This window comes from Paenibacillus sp. 1SOY10 (genome assembly GCF_056836745.1).
In genome coordinates this window covers 1-17,054 of record NZ_JBXENK010000014.1, presented here as the reverse complement: position 1 = coordinate 17,054, position 17,054 = coordinate 1, and the positions used below count along the sequence as shown (strand labels likewise).

11 protein-coding genes and 1 rRNA gene are annotated in these 17,054 nt (G+C 49.3%); 10 read left to right on the top strand and 2 right to left on the bottom strand.

The features are described from left to right. Positions 1–30 precede the first annotated feature (30 nt). Positions 31–978, bottom strand: coding sequence for a glycosyltransferase family 2 protein (locus AC1VOR_RS21345; RefSeq protein WP_482620883.1), 948 nt, complete (start codon positions 976–978; stop codon positions 31–33). A 139-nt stretch (positions 979–1,117) separates the two neighbouring features. Continuing rightward, a complete protein-coding gene (locus AC1VOR_RS21340) occupies positions 1,118–2,248 on the bottom strand; it encodes an acyltransferase (protein ID WP_482620882.1) in 1,131 nt (376 codons plus the stop codon). 238 nt (positions 2,249–2,486) lie between these two features. On the opposite strand from AC1VOR_RS21340, the gene AC1VOR_RS21335 reads away from it, so the two are divergent. The 10 genes from AC1VOR_RS21335 to AC1VOR_RS21290 all read left to right on the top strand — a co-directional run. Beyond that, positions 2,487–3,413 carry a glycosyltransferase family 2 protein gene (locus AC1VOR_RS21335; protein WP_482620880.1) on the top strand — a complete coding sequence of 309 codons (927 nt, stop codon included), beginning with the start codon at positions 2,487–2,489 and terminating at the stop codon, positions 3,411–3,413. Further along, complete coding sequence (locus AC1VOR_RS21330) at positions 3,410–4,816, top strand: undecaprenyl-phosphate glucose phosphotransferase (RefSeq protein WP_482620878.1); 1,407 nt, start codon at positions 3,410–3,412, stop codon at positions 4,814–4,816. The genes AC1VOR_RS21335 and AC1VOR_RS21330 overlap by 4 nt, the downstream gene beginning before the upstream one ends. A 30-nt stretch (positions 4,817–4,846) precedes the next feature. Next, on the top strand, positions 4,847–5,734 hold the full coding sequence (locus AC1VOR_RS21325; RefSeq protein ID WP_482620876.1) for a phosphatidylinositol-specific phospholipase C/glycerophosphodiester phosphodiesterase family protein: 888 nt from the start codon (positions 4,847–4,849) through the stop codon (positions 5,732–5,734). A gap of 325 nt (positions 5,735–6,059) precedes the next feature. Continuing rightward, the gene (pcrB, locus tag AC1VOR_RS21320) at positions 6,060–6,773 is read left to right on the top strand and encodes a heptaprenylglyceryl phosphate synthase (RefSeq protein ID WP_482620874.1); all 714 of its coding nucleotides are present in this window, start codon (positions 6,060–6,062) and stop codon (positions 6,771–6,773) included. A gap of 338 nt (positions 6,774–7,111) precedes the next feature. Then, complete coding sequence (gene pcrA, locus AC1VOR_RS21315; RefSeq protein WP_482620952.1) at positions 7,112–9,496, top strand: DNA helicase PcrA; 2,385 nt, start codon at positions 7,112–7,114, stop codon at positions 9,494–9,496. 169 nt (positions 9,497–9,665) lie between these two features. After that, complete coding sequence (gene ligA, locus AC1VOR_RS21310; protein ID WP_482620872.1) at positions 9,666–11,687, top strand: NAD-dependent DNA ligase LigA; 2,022 nt, start codon at positions 9,666–9,668, stop codon at positions 11,685–11,687. 188 nt (positions 11,688–11,875) lie between these two features. Further along, a complete protein-coding gene (locus AC1VOR_RS21305; protein WP_482620871.1) occupies positions 11,876–13,231 on the top strand; it encodes a radical SAM protein in 1,356 nt (451 codons plus the stop codon). A gap of 297 nt (positions 13,232–13,528) precedes the next feature. After that, entirely contained in the window at positions 13,529–15,013 is a 1,485-nt protein-coding gene (locus tag AC1VOR_RS21300; RefSeq protein WP_482620870.1) for an ABC transporter substrate-binding protein, read from the top strand. Between the two features lie 291 nt (positions 15,014–15,304). Then, positions 15,305–16,489: an MFS transporter gene (locus AC1VOR_RS21295; RefSeq protein ID WP_482620868.1), complete on the top strand. Its 1,185-nt coding sequence runs from the start codon at positions 15,305–15,307 to the stop codon at positions 16,487–16,489. A 427-nt stretch (positions 16,490–16,916) separates the two neighbouring features. Further along, positions 16,917–17,054 (top strand): 16S ribosomal RNA (locus AC1VOR_RS21290); the annotation flags it as partial.

Genomic DNA, 17,054 nt, shown 5'->3' with positions numbered 1-17,054 from the left:
AGCACTAAATATTGAGTGCTCCTTTTAATTTTATATTTTTCCAAGCGATATAATCACTTTTAGTATGAATTGGTCGGCAACGGTCTGTCTATAGAAAGGAGTACGAATCGCATACATAAGCCTTGCTAGTCTATTTCTTTTTGTAGTTTGAATGAAATCCTGTAAGGATAGTCTTAGCTGCTCATTTAAGATGGGATTAAAGCAATTGTAAAACTCTTTGGCTTGGTTACTAATAATATAGTGATTTTGTGCTTTAAAGTAGCGTATAAATCGTTTTTTCCACTTTGTGACTAGGTTGTCAGTTTGCCCGCCTAGTACATTGTTTGAATGCTGCCGATATAAAATACAAGGCTCTGAATCAAAAATGACCTTGCCAAATGTAGATACACATAGATAAGCCCACCAATCGTGCATGATTGGGTAGTTTATGTTGATGGGTGGTGAAGAGGTTATTAGTTTGAGTGCTTTTTTGTTCAGTATAGAAGTACAACCTACGGCGACATTTTCAACCAGAGCATTGTACATAGCTAACGTTTTTTTTGGAGCAGGTGGCCATATATTAATGTAAGATAAATCAGAGTTTACCATTTGAGTTGAGGAACAGTACATTAAAGGTAGGCTATGATTTTCATTGTTGAGCATTTGTATGGCTCTTATAAGTTTGTTTGGTTTCCATATATCATCCTGATCACAGAAAGCAAAAAAATCGTACTCAAAATAATCTTCGGCTGCTATTCTCATTAGCTCAAAGAAACTAGCTTTAGCTCCTACATTGTTAGCCTGAAGCAATTTTATATTAGTTGTCGAGTCCTTTATAAATTGGTGGATGATTGATAACGTGCGATCCTTTGATCCATCATCTCGAATAAGAAGGGCTAATTCTACGCCCTCTTGTTTTTGTAAGCTATATAATTGCTCTTTAAGAAATTTTTCACCATTATAAGTAGAAAGAAGAACTAGGCATTTTGGTTTTTTCATTGTTTTGGGTGCCTCCAGAAGTTTAGTGCTCAAATATTAGACTTTTTTTCTCCAGTAAAAACTAAGGTTAATGAAAAACAATGGTATCTTTATAATTTATATGGTTAATAATCAGATCTGTAGCTATACTAAATTTTTTCTACACCCGCCCCACCAAAACCTCCCCAACGCCCTTCACCTTACTCAACCCCACGCACACACCCAAACTCACCACAGCGCACAACACAAACGACACTACCGTCTGTCCATACACACCGATTCCCCCCAGATAAGAAATCGCTAGGTAGTTGGTTGAACTGAGCACCATAGCGTGGATCAAATAAGCTCCGAAGGAGTAACGCCCAAAGGTTGTCAACAGCGAGGTGAACCAACTGTTGTGCTGGGCAAGCCTTTCGGCTGCAGCAAACACCAACACCATCGACACCAATATCGTCCCCATCATCAACAGGTTCAAGGGCGCCGTGACATAGGAGCTGTAGATATAGAGATCGCTGGTCAAGCTTTGCGTAAGTGCCTCGATCCGGGTGAAAATGATGTACATGAACACCCCAAGTCCGATCAGGCATAACCACCAAATGCGTTTGACGATCATTTTCCACTGCTTATAGTACAATCCGACCAGACCACCCATCACAAAATAAAACATCCAGAACAGAAAGTTTCGATCCAGATAACGAATTACCGTAGCGTTGAAGAAGGCATTTTCGGAGGTGATCCAGCCTTTGGATAAGGCATACACCAGGCCTATGCCTAGACCAAGAAACACCACGCCTACGGCCAAGTTGACCCACAGCTTTTTATCCTTGCCCAACATAAGCCGGAATAGGGGGAACAGCAGATAGAACGGAATAATCATGACCATAAACCATAAATGATAAGAGGCCTGTCCCGTGAAGGCCAATTTCACCAAATGGACCAGTTCCCCCCAAACACTCGACAAAGATAACCCGCCACTGCGGATACTCATCCAAATATAATAAATAACCGTCCACGCCAGATAGGGCACGACAATTTGCCGGAACCTTTTCCATAGGAAGCTCCCGTAATTCAGCTTGCCATCATAATTGTAGAACAACACCACCCCGGTGATGAACACAAACAAAGGTACCGCAAACCGAATCAATCCGAGAAAAGTCGTCCCGGCCAGAACGGTTTGTCCACTCAAGCCTGGCTGATAAAACACCCCGGCAATCACATGCTGCAGCACCACCGCTAAAAAAGCCATCCCCCGCAGCAACTCTATCTCAGGTAATCTTTCTTTTCTCATCATTTGTCTCTCCTTAGCCTAGCAACATCGACTAGAAACACCATAAAGAAAATCCCCTCATCCGTCAACGGGCGTATACGCTACAAAGCCAATATCATTTCATATACGATCACCGCAGCACGAAATTATACTATTTCATCCATCTAAGCTAGAAAGATGCTCATTTGCTGCCATTCTCCCCCGAGAGGGTTGTGCTATAATACCCAATAGATACTATATTCTTTGGGAGCGGAGCGTAATCATGGATTTGAGCATCTTGATCGTCAACTATAATACCTGCCGTTTGACACTGGACTGTTTGCAGTCGGTCTACGACTCCAAGACAGTTTATTCGTACGAGGTGATTGTGGTGGACAACGCTTCGTCCGACGACTCGGTCGAAGCAATCCGCAGGGAGTATCCCGGTGCGCGATTGATTGCGAATACCGATAATACCGGCTTTGCCAAAGCAAACAACCAGGCCATGGCGATAGCCAAGGGCCGTTATGTGCTGCTACTGAATTCAGACACCATCGTTCAGCCGGATACGCTGCAAACGATGGTTGCCTATATGGATGAAAATCCTCAGGTTGGGGCTTCAGGCTGCAAAATTATTCTACCCGATGGCTCACTGGATAAAGCATGTAAGCGCGGGTTCCCTACACCGTCTGCATCGTTCTACTATGCTTTTGGCTTCTCCAGGATGTTTCCTGATCAGCCGAAGTTCAATCAGTACCAGCTTGGTTACCTCGATCCGAACGAGACGTATCCGATTGACTGCCTGGTTGGGGCGTTCATGCTGGTGCGTCGCGAGACGATTCAGCAGGTGGGTGGACTGGACGAGACCTTCTTCATGTATGGGGAGGATATTGACTGGTGTTATCGCATCAAGCAAGCGGGCTGGGACATTCACTACCATCCGGCGACATACATTGTTCACTATAAGGGTGCCAGCAGCAGGCGCAAGCCGTTTAAAATTATATATGAATTCCATCGCGCCATGTGGGTATTCCACCGCAAACATTACTTGAAGCAATATTCATGGGTGACGAATACAGCGGTGGCTTGCGGAATTGCCCTTAAATTTACCTTATCCTTATTGAAAAATAGACTCTTCACCCCAGGAACGGCCTTGCCTGCCCTTACACAGCAACAGCCAAGCGAAACGAACATGGAGGCGAAACCATGATACGCAAGAACCAGCGATTTCTCACTCAACTGTATATTCTGGTCGATTTTGCGGCCATTCAGCTAGCCTTCCTGCTCGCCTGGTGGCTCAAATTTGCCAGTGGTTGGATTACCTACGAGCAACCCTTGCCCATTGAAATCTACGCCTACTGGAGTGTAATCTACGGCGCGATTGCCGTGCTGATGGGCGTCATGATCACGCTATACATGCCGAAGCGCAAGAAGCGCTTTGCCGATGAAGTCTGGAAGATTATCCAGGTCCACGGCATGAGCTTGTTCATCCTGCTTGGCCTGATGTTCTTCTTCAGACAGGTGGACATTTCTCGCCACTACTTGGCCTTCTACATGATGTTCAACGTGGTGCTTATTACGTTATACCGCTATCTATTGAAGAACGCTTTGAAGCAACTGCGGAAGAAGGGCTTTAACAAGCAGTTCGTGCTTATTCTCGGCGCAGGCTCTCTGGGACGCCGTTTTCACGCTAACCTCAAACAATACCCGGAGCTTGGCTATGAGGTGATTGGCTTCCTCGACGATCAAAAAGAGTGGGACGGCATTGAGGCTGCCCGCTACAAGCCTATCCTGGGGACGATTGATGAGCTTGAGCGTATACTCGAATCCAAGCTGATCGATGAAGTTGTGTTGGCACTTCCTTTGGAAGCTCATCACAGATATGCACGAATTATTGCCATCTGCGAAAAAACAGGCGTACGCACCCTGATCATTCCGGACTTTTTCGATTACTTACCAGCACGGCCCTATTTTGATAACTTTGCGGGAATGCCGATGATTAACGTACGTGACATTCCACTGGATCTGACGGGCAACCGAATTGCCAAGCGGGTTTTTGATATTTTATTTTCCCTCGTGGCAATCATCATTACCTCCCCGGTGCTGCTGTTCGTTGCCATCGGCGTCAAGCTGACCTCGAAGGGACCGATTATCTTCAAGCAGGAGCGGGTGGGTTTGAACCGGCGGACGTTCCAGATGTATAAGTTTCGCTCCATGCAGCTACTTCCTGAAGGAACCGAAGACACAGGCTGGACCACGGCCAATGATCCAAGGCGGACCCGCTTCGGGACCTTTATCCGCAAGACGAGTCTGGACGAACTGCCGCAATTTTTCAATGTCCTGGCTGGGCATATGAGTGTGGTGGGACCACGGCCGGAGCGTCCTTATTACGTGGATCAATTTAAGGAAGAGGTGCCTAAATACATGGTGAAGCACCATGTACGGCCGGGTATTACCGGTTGGGCGCAAAGCCATGGCCTGCGTGGAGATACCTCAATTGAAGAGCGCATTAAATACGATATTTTCTATATTGAGAACTGGTCGATTCTATTGGATATCAAGATCGTGCTCAAGACGGTCATTAACGGTTTTGTAAATAAAAATGCCTACTAGTAGATAGCTCTTGGAGATAGGATACTTATAATGAAAAACAAACTAACCTACAGCCTGCTGCTGCTTGCCGGAGTGGGCCTGCTACTATGGATGATTTTACCGAGATTTCTTGTGCCCGAGCCTACTAAACAGGGCTTCACAGCGTACCGAATGGTAGCGCACGCGATGGGGGGCATTGATGAACTGACCTATACCAACAGCTACGAGGCTTTTGTTGTCAACTACGAGAAGGGCCTGCGCGTATTTGAAGTCGATTTACTTCTCAGCAGCGACAATAAGCTGGTTGCCCGTCATGAGTGGGGGCAAGGCTTTACCCAAATGCTGGGTCAGCAAGAGACTATCGAGGAGGAGCGTCAGGAGGCAGTCTGGTCCCATAATGAGTTTAAGGAAGCAAAAATCAAAGGGGAATATGAACCCCTGGATTGGGCCGATATCGTAGAACTGATGGAGCTTTATCCTGATGTCTATATCGTGACTGATACGAAGCAAACCACGCCTGAGGAGATTCAAGAGATTTTCACGCAAATCGTAGACCAGACCAAGGAGCGGCAGCCTGAACTACTTAAGCGCGTGGTACCGCAAATCTACAACCGTGATATGTGGGAGCCGGTTCAGGCAATATACCCGTTTGATTCAGTGATCTTCACGCTCTACCAAACTCATGAGACAGATAAAGAAGTAGTACAGTTTGCCAAGGAGAAGCAGATCGCTGCCATCACCATGTCCGAGACCCGAGCCAACGCGGGCCTGATTGCTGATTTGAAGCGGGTGGGAGTCGTGTCCTATGTTCATACCATTAACGATCCGGAACTTATAGCCAAATTCCAGCGTATGGGAGCCTATGGCTTCTATACCGACTTTTTGGCGGAGGAAGACATTGCGGAGAATGCTGGCTGGTTCGCTAACTGGCTCCCTTAGAAGTGTGAAACAACCTCATACTACAAGATGAAGATGCGTTTTGGCTTATGGGAACGCATCTTTTTCTGTTCGTATGGAAGGCGAACATTGACAGGGTATACGAGGTAACATAGACTAGAAACTGAGCTGTAAAGGTTGGCGAAATCAGTCGCTGCACATACAGGGAAGACCGGGAGCGAGGCCGCGCAGTAGAGCCTCGTTTTTTAAAATATGGTGGCCAACAAATGGCCCGAGTTCCCCTATGATTTACTAGGCTTTTAAGGGGCCGGAAATAAGTCTTTTTTAGATGCGTATCTGCTAGAACCCTAGCTTGGAGGAATGAATTTTGAAGCAAATGATAGCATCCTGGCGCCATGTCTTTAAGCTGGACCCGGATCGGGAACTGGGTGATCAGGCCCTTGAAGCGGTTTGTCTGTCCGGGACGGACGCCATCATGATTGGAGGCTCAAGTGGAGTCACCTATGATAACACCGTGGATTTGCTTGCACGGGTGCGCCGTTTTGAGGTGCCGTGTGTACTTGAGGTATCGGAGCTCACGGCGGTAGTGCCCGGCTTTGACCTCTATCTTATCCCCATGGTGCTTAACGCGGGACATCCGGATTGGATCATCGGGCAGCAGGCCCGGGCTGTAGAGCAATATGGCTACCTGATCCCTTGGGATCAACTTATACCGGAAGGGTACATCGTGCTAAATCCGGAGGCTACAGTGGCCAGGTTGACCGGAGCTACCGTATTAGAATCATCCGAAGCAAGGGCCTACGCGCAGGTGGCGGATCGCTTACTCCAGTTACCCATTGTGTATCTCGAATATAGCGGAAAATTGGGTGATCTGGAGTTAGTGAGAGATGTGCGGCGAACGCTGGAGCAATCCCGTTTATTCTACGGCGGTGGTATCGTAGATAGCCAGACTGCGCGCCGTGCTGCGGCCGTTGCCGATACGGTGATCGTGGGCAATGCACTCTACAACGATCTGAAGCGTGCCTTGGACACGGTGACTGCCATGCACGATGTCAAGACGGTTCCCGCGGTAGAGAGATAACAGGGCAAGCACCAGGTAGCAGATCCCGAATTGTGCGGATGATTAACCTTAAGCCTCCTAATGTTCACTACCCTACATTAAATAGTTGGTTCCGATGATATTAACTGGAAAAAATCCTGTTAATCAGCCGTTTTTACCGAAATAGCGCAGATTATATGGAATTTGTCCTGCTAATTACGGCAAAATGCTGAGTTTATAGTGAAAACGACCGAAATAGATGGAGGATTTCCAGCTAAGTAAGGAAATGCGGACAAGTTGTAAATATAGCAGGAGAATTTCCCGCTAATTCAGTAGATAAAGAGCGCAAGGACAAGGAAGGAGCATGTTTGATGCAACCTATGCAACCTGTGAACATACAAGAGGCGGTCAGCCGCCTCAATCCTGAGCAACGACAAGCCGTGGAGGCGACCGAAGGACCGCTGTTGATTATGGCCGGGGCAGGCAGTGGCAAGACGCGCGTGCTGACGCACCGCATTGCTTATCTGATTGCTACGCGCAAGGCGCCGCCTTGGGCGATTCTCGCGATTACCTTTACGAACAAAGCGGCCCGTGAAATGCAGGACCGGGTATCCAGACTGGTAGGTGGACACGAAGGCCGTGATATTTGGGTATCCACCTTTCACTCTATGTGCGTGCGCATTTTACGGCGGGATATTGAGCGAATCGGGTTTACCTCTAACTTTTCCATATTGGATTCGACCGATCAACTCTCCGTCATTCGTAACTGTATGAAAGAAATGAATATCGATACCAAGAAGTTTGAACCCAAAGCCGTTCAGTCCATGATCAGCACGGCCAAGAATGAACTCGTCACCCCGCAGCAATATGAGCAGAAGGTAGGCGACTACTTTGAAGGAATCGTAGCCAGGGTCTATACCATGTACCAAAGACGGCTGCGTAGCAACAATTCCCTGGATTTTGACGACCTGATTATGAAGACCATCGAACTGTTCAAGGAACAGCCGGAAGTTCTCGATTTCTATCAGAAGAAATTCCAGTATATTCATGTAGATGAATATCAGGATACCAACCGGGCGCAATACATGCTCTGCCGCATGCTGGCGGACAAGCACCATCGTATCTGTGTGGTCGGGGATAGTGACCAGTCCATCTACCGCTGGCGCGGGGCGGATATCAGCAATATCCTGAACTTTGAGAAGGATTACCCGGAAGCGAAGACCATTTTGCTGGAGCAAAATTATCGTTCCACCTCTACCATTCTGAACGCGGCCAATGAGGTCATTGGGCAGAACACCGGCCGCAAACCGAAGAAGCTGTGGACCGATAAGGGTGACGGGGACAAGATTAAGGTGTATCGCGCCGATTCCGAGCATGATGAAGGGTACTTTGTAACCACGGAAATTCATAATAATATAAAAAAAGACCGCCATTATCGCGATCATGCCATTTTGTACCGGACGAACGCGCAATCGCGGGTCATCGAGGAAATTTTGATCAAGTCGGACATTCCTTATCAAATCGTGGGCGGCATCAAGTTCTACGATCGTAAAGAAATCAAGGACTTGCTCGCCTACTTACGCTTGCTGTCTAATCCGGATGATGATATCAGCTTGACGCGGGTTATCAACGTGCCGAAGCGAGGCATTGGGGATACTACGGTAGGCAAGCTGGCGGATGCTGCGGCACAGCGGGGAGTTTCAATCTTCCGGGTGCTGCAGGTGGTTGATGATTTGGGCTTTGCCGGACGTACCCGTAATGCCTTGGTTGATTTTTTTGACATGATCGATGGTCTGCACCGGATGGTGGAATACCTGTCCGTCACGGAACTGACCGAGAAGCTGCTGGAAATGACTCAGTACCGGCTCGAATTGCAAAATGAAAACACCCTCGAATCCCGTTCCCGGCTGGAGAACATCGATGAGTTCCTATCCGTGACTATGGAATTCGAGAATAATAATGAAGATAAATCGTTGGTTTCTTTCCTGACCGATTTAGCTTTGATAGCCGATATTGATAGCATGAACGACAACAGCGACGCCGAGAAGCCAAACGACGATGCGGTTGTGCTCATGACGATGCATAGCGCCAAGGGGCTGGAGTTTCCGGTTGTGTTCATCGTGGGTATGGAGGAGGGCGTCTTCCCGCATAGCCGGGCCTTCCTCGACAACGAAGAACTGGAGGAGGAACGTCGTTTGGCGTATGTGGGCATCACCCGCGCCGAGGAGAAGCTGTTCCTCTCCTGCGCCCAGATGCGCACGCTGTTTGGGCGCACGACTGCCAACCCGCCGTCCCGCTTCCTCGATGAAATCCCCGAGGAGCTGAAGGAAGACGGCGGACGTACACCGCGCGACCGCTACGGCCGGGGGGCCGGCGCGGGCGGTGCATACAGCGGCCGCGGCTTCAGCAGCGCCAGCGGCGGGGGCAACTTCGGCCACCGCGCAGCAGCGGCCGAAGGCCCTGGGGCCCGGTCCGCCGCTTCGCCTGGCGGACCTGCCGGGCGCGGTAGCGCCGCTCCCCGCCGGAGCGGCGTCACCGTGACTACCGGCGGGCCGGGGGCACCGGCTGCCGGCAAGTCCGCGAACCCCGGCGACTTCAGTGCCGGGGACAAAGTCTCCCATGCCAAGTGGGGCATTGGCACGGTCGTCTCCATCAAAGGCTCCGGCAATGATACGGAGCTGCAAATCGCCTTCCCGGCCCCGACGGGCGTCAAACGCCTCTTGGCCGGCTTTGCTCCGATCACCAAGGTGACCGAAGCCGAATAAACGCTGCTTCATGGCGCATATACGCGTATATTTGCGTGCACCGAAGGGCATCGTGTAACCAGAACTTGTACAGATTGCTTGCTTTCATCAGTTTTCCAAACGGAGTGGCCTCCCAGGTCTTCTCCGTTTCATTACATATCTACATGAATTGAAGGAGGGTTGTCCCTGCATGGACGTGATGCAAAGAATGGAACAGCTTGTCGAACTGCTCGGGCAGTACAACTATCACTACTATACGTTGGATCAGCCGCTGGTGAGCGACAAGGAATATGATGTGCTGTACGACGAGTTGGTAGCCTTGGAGGCGCAGGCGGGGATCACCTTGCCGGACTCGCCGACGTTAAGAGTAGGGGGCGAGCTGCTGGAAGGTTTCAAACCCCATCGTCATCTGGCCCCGTTGTGGAGTCTGGATAAGGCGCAAAATGAAGACCAGTTGCAGAACTGGAACGCTCGCGTCCTACGGCTGATTGCCGACTATAATGTGAAAAATCCCGAGACCCCGCTTCCAGACCCTAGCTATGTAGTGGAACTTAAGTTTGACGGCTTGACTCTTAACCTTACCTATACGGATGGCAAGCTGGCGCAGGCCTCCACTCGGGGCAATGGCGTTGTTGGCGAAGGCATTCTGGCCCAGGTGAAAACGATCAAATCCGTTCCGCTGAGTATTCCTTATAACGAAGGGACGATCGAGGTGCAGGGCGAAGGAATCATGAACCTTTCCGTACTGGCCAAATATAACGAGACCGCTACAGAGCCGCTTAAGAACGCTCGTAATGCAGCAGCGGGCGCCTTGCGTAACCTTAACCCCCGAACAACAGCTAGTCGGAAGCTTAGCGCCTTCTTCTATAATGTAGGGTATACAGATGGACTCCAGTTCCCGGATCACCGCGAAATGATGGAGTTCCTTAAGAACAATCGCTTCAAAGTCAATCCTTACGTGACCTATCACGACAACTTTGCAGGAGTGATGGAGGAACTGCGGCTGATCGTAGAGCGACGCTCGGAGCTGGACTATCTGATCGACGGAGCTGTCATTAAGCTAACGGATATGCGGACCCGTGAAGTGCTGGGGTACACGGATAAATTCCCTCGCTGGGCGGTCGCCTTCAAGTTCGAAGCCGAAGAGACGACGACCATTCTTGAATCGGTCACCTGGAATGTGGGACGTACCGGAAAGATCACCCCGCTCGCCAAAGTTGAAGCGGTAGAACTGGCGGGGGTGACCGTCCAGAATTGTACCCTGAATAATGTGGGCGATATCGAACGTAAAAATTTGAAATTCGCCTTGGGGACCCGGGTGTTCATCCGCCGCTCAAATGATGTCATTCCGGAGATCCTTGGCAAGGTGACTGACGAACAGGATGGCGGGGAGATTCTCTATCCTGTGGTTTGCCCAGCCTGCGGCACCGCGCTGGAACAGCGGGGTGCGCATCTGTTCTGCAACAATCGGCTGGGCTGCAAGCCGCAGATCGTGGCCCGCATCACTCATTTTGCTTCTCGGGATGCCATGGATATCGAGACATTCAGCGAGAAGACGGCTGAGCAATTGCATGATGAACTGAACGTGCGCGAACCGGCCGATCTATACACGCTACAATTTGAGGATTTAATCAAGCTGGAGCGCTTTGGAGAGAAGAAGGCGAACAACTTGCTTGCGGCCATCCGGGAGAGCAAGGAACGTGATCTGGCATCCTTCCTGTTCGCCCTCGGAATTCCGAATACCGGCAAATCGACGACCAAGGCTTTGGCTGATCATTTCGGCAACCTGGCTGCGGTGATGGCGACGACGGCGGAAGAACTTATTACCTTGCCGGATATCGGGGGTATTGTGGCCGAGAGTATCGTGTCCTTCTTCGCAGATCCCTTCCAGCAGGAAGGGATTCGGCGGATGCTGGAGCAAGGAGTGGCTCCGCGAGCCTCCGAACCAGCAGCTCCGCCCGTCACGGATTCCTTCTTCTCCGGCAAGACGGTCGTCCTTACGGGTACATTGCATCAGCTTGGCCGGGATGAGGCGACGAAGCGCTTGGAGGCGCTGGGCGCCAAGGTAACGGGGAGCGTCTCGAAGAAGACGGATCTGCTCATTGCTGGCGAGAAGGCAGGCAGCAAGCTGACCAAAGCCCAGGAGCTAGGCATTCCTGTCATTGAAGACGAGAATGAATTGATTCGACTTCTGGAAGGCGGTCTTGCCTAAGCGTTCATCGCTTTGATTCAGAATGGATACACGAAATCCGGGTTCTCGGAGCATAACCTTGCTCCCGGGAGCCCGGATTTTTCGATGTGGAGTGATGCGAATCACGGAAAATTCCCGGCTTTTTCTTCATCATATGGCAGTGGACTGATCCACGCGGTGAAATTTATGAGAAAAAGGTGGAAGTAAAAATGAATCACGAGGTGTCTCAGTGGAAGCCTTCGCGCTTCAATGCGCAAAGCGAGACGGATGACGGTGGCCTGATGCTGTATAACAGCTATACCGGCGCCATTGTCAGTTGCTCGGCGGCAGAACGTCATCAAATTTTGGAATGGTTAGCTCCATCTGTTCCCGTTCCCGAGCCTGCCCCTCCGCTGTACCATTCGCTGATTGAGCATGGCTTTCTGGTCTCTGGCGAGACGGATGAAATGCGCCGGGCTTTATTTCTGCACCAATCCATGCATGCTCAGGATGCGATGCACCTGGTATTGCTGGTTACGGAAGCCTGCAACTTTCGTTGTACTTACTGCTACGAATCCTTTCCGCGTGGATCCATGCGCGAAGAGGTCATGCAAGGGCTGGAAGCTTATATGGAAGACCGTGCCCGTAGCTTGAAGCAGCTTACCATTAGCTGGCATGGCGGAGAACCTCTGCTTGTGCCTCACATTATAGAACGTTTGTCCCGTTCTTTTATGGCGGCTTGTGAACGTAATCATGCGATATATGCTGCAGAGATGTCTACCAACGGCTACTATCTAACTCGGGAGCGCTTTGAGCAGATGCTGGACCTTCAGGTAGCGCGATTTATGGTCACCCTGGATGGAGAAGGTAAGCTCCATGATGCCCGTCGTGGTTTGCATGGAGGCGGAGGTACTTACGCAACGATCGTGCAGAATCTGTTATCTCTAAAAGAAGTCGACCGTCCCTTCGAGATTAATTTGCGTGTTAATTTTGACAATAGCAATCTCAAGGAGGTCTCCGAATTTATACCGAAGCTCCAAGAGTTGTTTGGAGACGATCCCCGGTTTAAGGTATATTTTCGTCCCGTAGGTTGCATGGGTGGGGAGAATGATCTTAACCTGCCGGTATGCGATGAGCGGACCAAGGATCAATATATTTGGGACTTCAACGAAGAGGCAATTAAGCAAGGACTGCCGGTCAGCTCCTTCATTTCGGACACCTTGCTTCCGACGGGTGCCATTTGCTATGCGGCCAAGCCCAATTCGTTGATTGTTGGATCGGACGGCATGCTGTACAAATGCTCAGTCGCCATCGAGCAGGACAACAATCGATTAGGGCGCATCCATGCCGATGGTACGCTTGAACTGGATTACGACAAGCTGGCATTATGGACAACCTCAGGCGAGGAGACAGATGAGAAATGTCAGGCTTGCTTCTTCCGTCCTGCTTGTCAAGGGAACCATTGCCCGCTGTACCGAATGCGCACGGGACGCCGCCCTTGCTCTTACGAGAAACGCCAAATCAAGAAGACGCTTCGCACCATCTGGCTGCAATCGCAGCAGGAAGAAGAATTTGCCGAGCTATAGGCTGGTAGAAGGTCGTATGAATCCAGGTACACGCTTGAGCTTGATAAGGAGGTGATCAGCATGAAAGTAATTCGTTCCGCAGCCCAAGCGGCTCTTGTCAAAACTGGACGTCTGACTAAGTCGGTCCCAGGGAATCTGAGCTAATTTTCCCCCGATAAATGGTTACCTTAATCCGATCTATGCAGTTCTTAAGAACTGTTTTAGGTCGGATTTTTTCTAGAAAAGGAAACTATTTCTTCTTTCATTCGTTCTACCTATAGAGAACTCTATTAAAATATCAATATTTTGGAGGTAAAGATGAAGGGATCATGGTTACATAAGGGGCTTATGGTGTTATTGGCTTCCGTCGTGCTTGCGGGCTGTACCAGCCGTACGGCACCAGAAGCAGAGCAGACATCCAGCTTGAAGGTTATGTTTATGGATGAAGGGTATTTCTTCCAGCAATACGGCGATTTATTTGCGATGGAGAAGCCAAATATCGAGATCGAGGTTGTCAGTACGAATAGTATTTATCGCGACAACCCGGACGGCGTTACAGACTATAATAAAGCTCTTGAAGAATTTATAGAGAAAGAACAGCCGGATGTTGTGATGTTAAATACAGAGACTTATGAGAAGATGGCTTCCGAAGGCAAGCTGGCAGAACTGGACACCATGATCGAACGGGATAAATATGATACCGAATCGATTTACCCTGCTCTGATGGAAATCCTCAAGGACAAGGGGGGCGGCAAGCTGTACGGTTTGTCCCCAACTTTTTATGGCAATGCCATTTTCTACAATGCTGATTTGTTTGCCAAATATGGTATCGAAGTACCGCATGACGGGATGACTTGGCAGGAGATTCTGGATACAGCTCGGCGTTTTCCTACCGATGGAGATAAGGACACTAGGGTGTATGGCTTTGGTACGAACTATGGCATGACGATGGATCAACTGGCATCCAACATTGCGAGTACACAAGGCTTGAAGTTTATCAACACGGATACCATGAAGGTTACGCTGAACACGGATTCCTGGAAGCAAGCTTACAAGCTGGCAATGGATGCGATGGACTCTCAGGCCATCTATAATCCGGGGGACGACATGTTCCAGGGCGGATCGATGGAGGATTACTATAAGAGCCAACTGTTCATGATGGGGCGTATGGCGATGACCGTAGACGGTTCTTATATGCTGCAAAACCTTAAGGAGGCGCAGAATCAAGTCAAGGACTACCAGCCGTTCCAACTTGGGGCTGTAGCAGGACCCGTGGATCCGGCGGACCCTGAAACATCGCGGAATATTTTCTTTAACGATATCTTTGGTATTCGGGCCAACTCTCCTAATGCGGATGCGGCTTGGGAATTTATCAAATTCATCAACGGTGAGAAGTTTGCCAAGGTGAAATCCAGAACGATGAACGGCGGCTTGTTGTCTCGGATGAATGTCACCAAGGAATTTAATGGGATGAACCTGGACGTATTTTATAAGTTGAAGCCAAGTCTCAGTAATGATCGAAGTGAGGATTATACCAAGATTCCAGAGGCATTTAGTATGGAATACTACGGCATTCTGACCCGGGAGATTCAACTGGCTCAGGACAAGAAGAAATCCATTGATGAAGCACTCCAGACTGTTGAGAGTGAAGCTCAAGCTCTTTTGGATAAAGCTATCAAGGACGAGGCCGCGGGAAAAACCTCGAATGACGGCAGCACAGCCGGAGAAGAGGGCGGTGCAGCCACCTCTGGCGAGAGCGGCGCTGAAACAGGCGAGGCAACTGAGGTCATTGTAGTAGAGTAGCTCTTACCATTTACAAATGGATAATGCGATCACATAGGCCCTTATGCGCGGTTCCGTGCACAGGACAGCATGCAATAGCAGATTTAAAAGAGGTTAGCCAAAGTCAACTCGACTGGGGCTAACCTCTTTTTTTGAACTGTCTTTTAAATGGAAAAGTTACCGAATCGCCATAATTATCGTTCAGTGTTGTATCCGCAAGAACTGATTTTACCTTATAATCTTCGGGAGGTTCTAACGAGCGGTATGAAATTGCATATTACATATATCGTCAAGTGAAGGGGGCAGCACAACGTGCAGAGGACAAGATGGTTGTTACATGGAATTGTTATGATTTGCTTTATGGATTTATTTGTCCAGTTGCCAGTGATGGGGCCCTTTGCGCAAAGCCTGGGGGCGGGCTCATTCCAGATTGGACTTGCAGTGGGGTTATACTCGCTAACCAACATGCTGGGTAATATGGTTGCGGGAATATGGATTGACCGATTCGGCGGCAAGCCGATCCTGATTGTGGGGCTTTTGCTGACAGCAGGTATTATTGTGCTGTATGCTCTCGTCCAGCAACCAGCACAATTGCTGATGGTTCGGGTATTGCATGGTTTGTCCGGCGGATTACTGGTTCCAAGTGCATTCACATTGGTATCCCGTTATGCTTCCGATCGGCAACAAGGGCGATCGATGGCTCTTTCCGGTGCGGCTGTGGGGGTTGCAGCTATTGTAGGTCCGGCATCGGCGGGGATCTTGAAGGCGACTGTAGGACTGGATAGGCTATTCATCAGTCTCTCGGGTCTGCTTGTGTTGGGAGCAATTCTGGTATGGGCAGGTGCCCCTAAGCCGGCAAAGGGAAAAGAAGAGGAAGCCGATTCAGTCAGTGTGAACGAATCCAAATCGGCGTTTTTGGCTGCTATTCGTCAAAAGTCGGTCATTCAATCTTATTTTGGAGCCTTCTCTTTAATGTTTGCTATGGGGGCATTAACGTTCAGCCTGCCCTTGAAGGTGGAAGCTTTGGGCTTTCCTGCGCAGACAGCGGGTATGATGCTTAGTGTGTTTGGTGTGGTTGCCATCTGCATGTTCCTACTGCCGACCAACCGTATGTTTGATCAAGGCTCACCTATAAAGCTGAGCTTGGTAGGTGGGCTATTGGTGATCATCTCTCTACTTGTCCTCTCATTTATTCAGCATCAGGTAGCGATGTTCGGCGTCATGGCCCTATATGGACTTGGATTTTCGTTATTGTTTCCTTCCTTGAACGCTATGCTGGTCAACCATATTGCTTCTGAGCACAAGGGCAAAGCGTTCGGGATATTTTACGCCTTCTTTTCTCTGGGGGTAGTCGCGGGTTCCTCGGGCGTAGGTGCATTTACGGAGGATTATGATATTGCTCTGCGACTTGCTGCTATATTCTTGGTGTTATCTTGCGGGGTATTGGTTATTTGGCAGCTTGTTCGTGGCGGGCGCCGGATAACGGCAAAATCCTGATCCTTATTGCCCGCTCTCTGAATGTCATTGAGAATCGATAGAGGGCGGGGAATAGGGGTGACAGCCAGAATGCCATTCATTTTGGAGCGCGGATTAGGTAGCTCGAAAATTCATGTTGCAAAAAGAATCCTGGCGTGATACATTATTACTTGTCGCTTCGGACGGCATCTTGCCGAAAGGCTGGTGAAGATGTCAAAAAAGAAGTTGACATGATACAAGCAAGTGAGTATAATAAATAACTGTTCGACAAAAACTGAGAGACAATGGAAGATGTCGAATAGTGCAAGCAAGTTCTTTGAAAACTGAACAAATGGAACACGTCATTGAAATAAACGATTTTAACAAATCGTCAGCAAGTTTTAAATGAGCAAGTCAAACACTTGGGTTGTAAGTCCTTATCTCGTAGAGGATGAGATGACTTCCAACCTTATTGGAGAGTTTGATCCTGGCTCAGGACGAACGCTGGCGGCGTGCCTAATACATGCAAGTCGAGCGGAGTTACTTAGGAGCTTGCTCCTGAATAACTTAGCGGCGGACGGGTGAGTAACACGTAGGTAACCTGCCT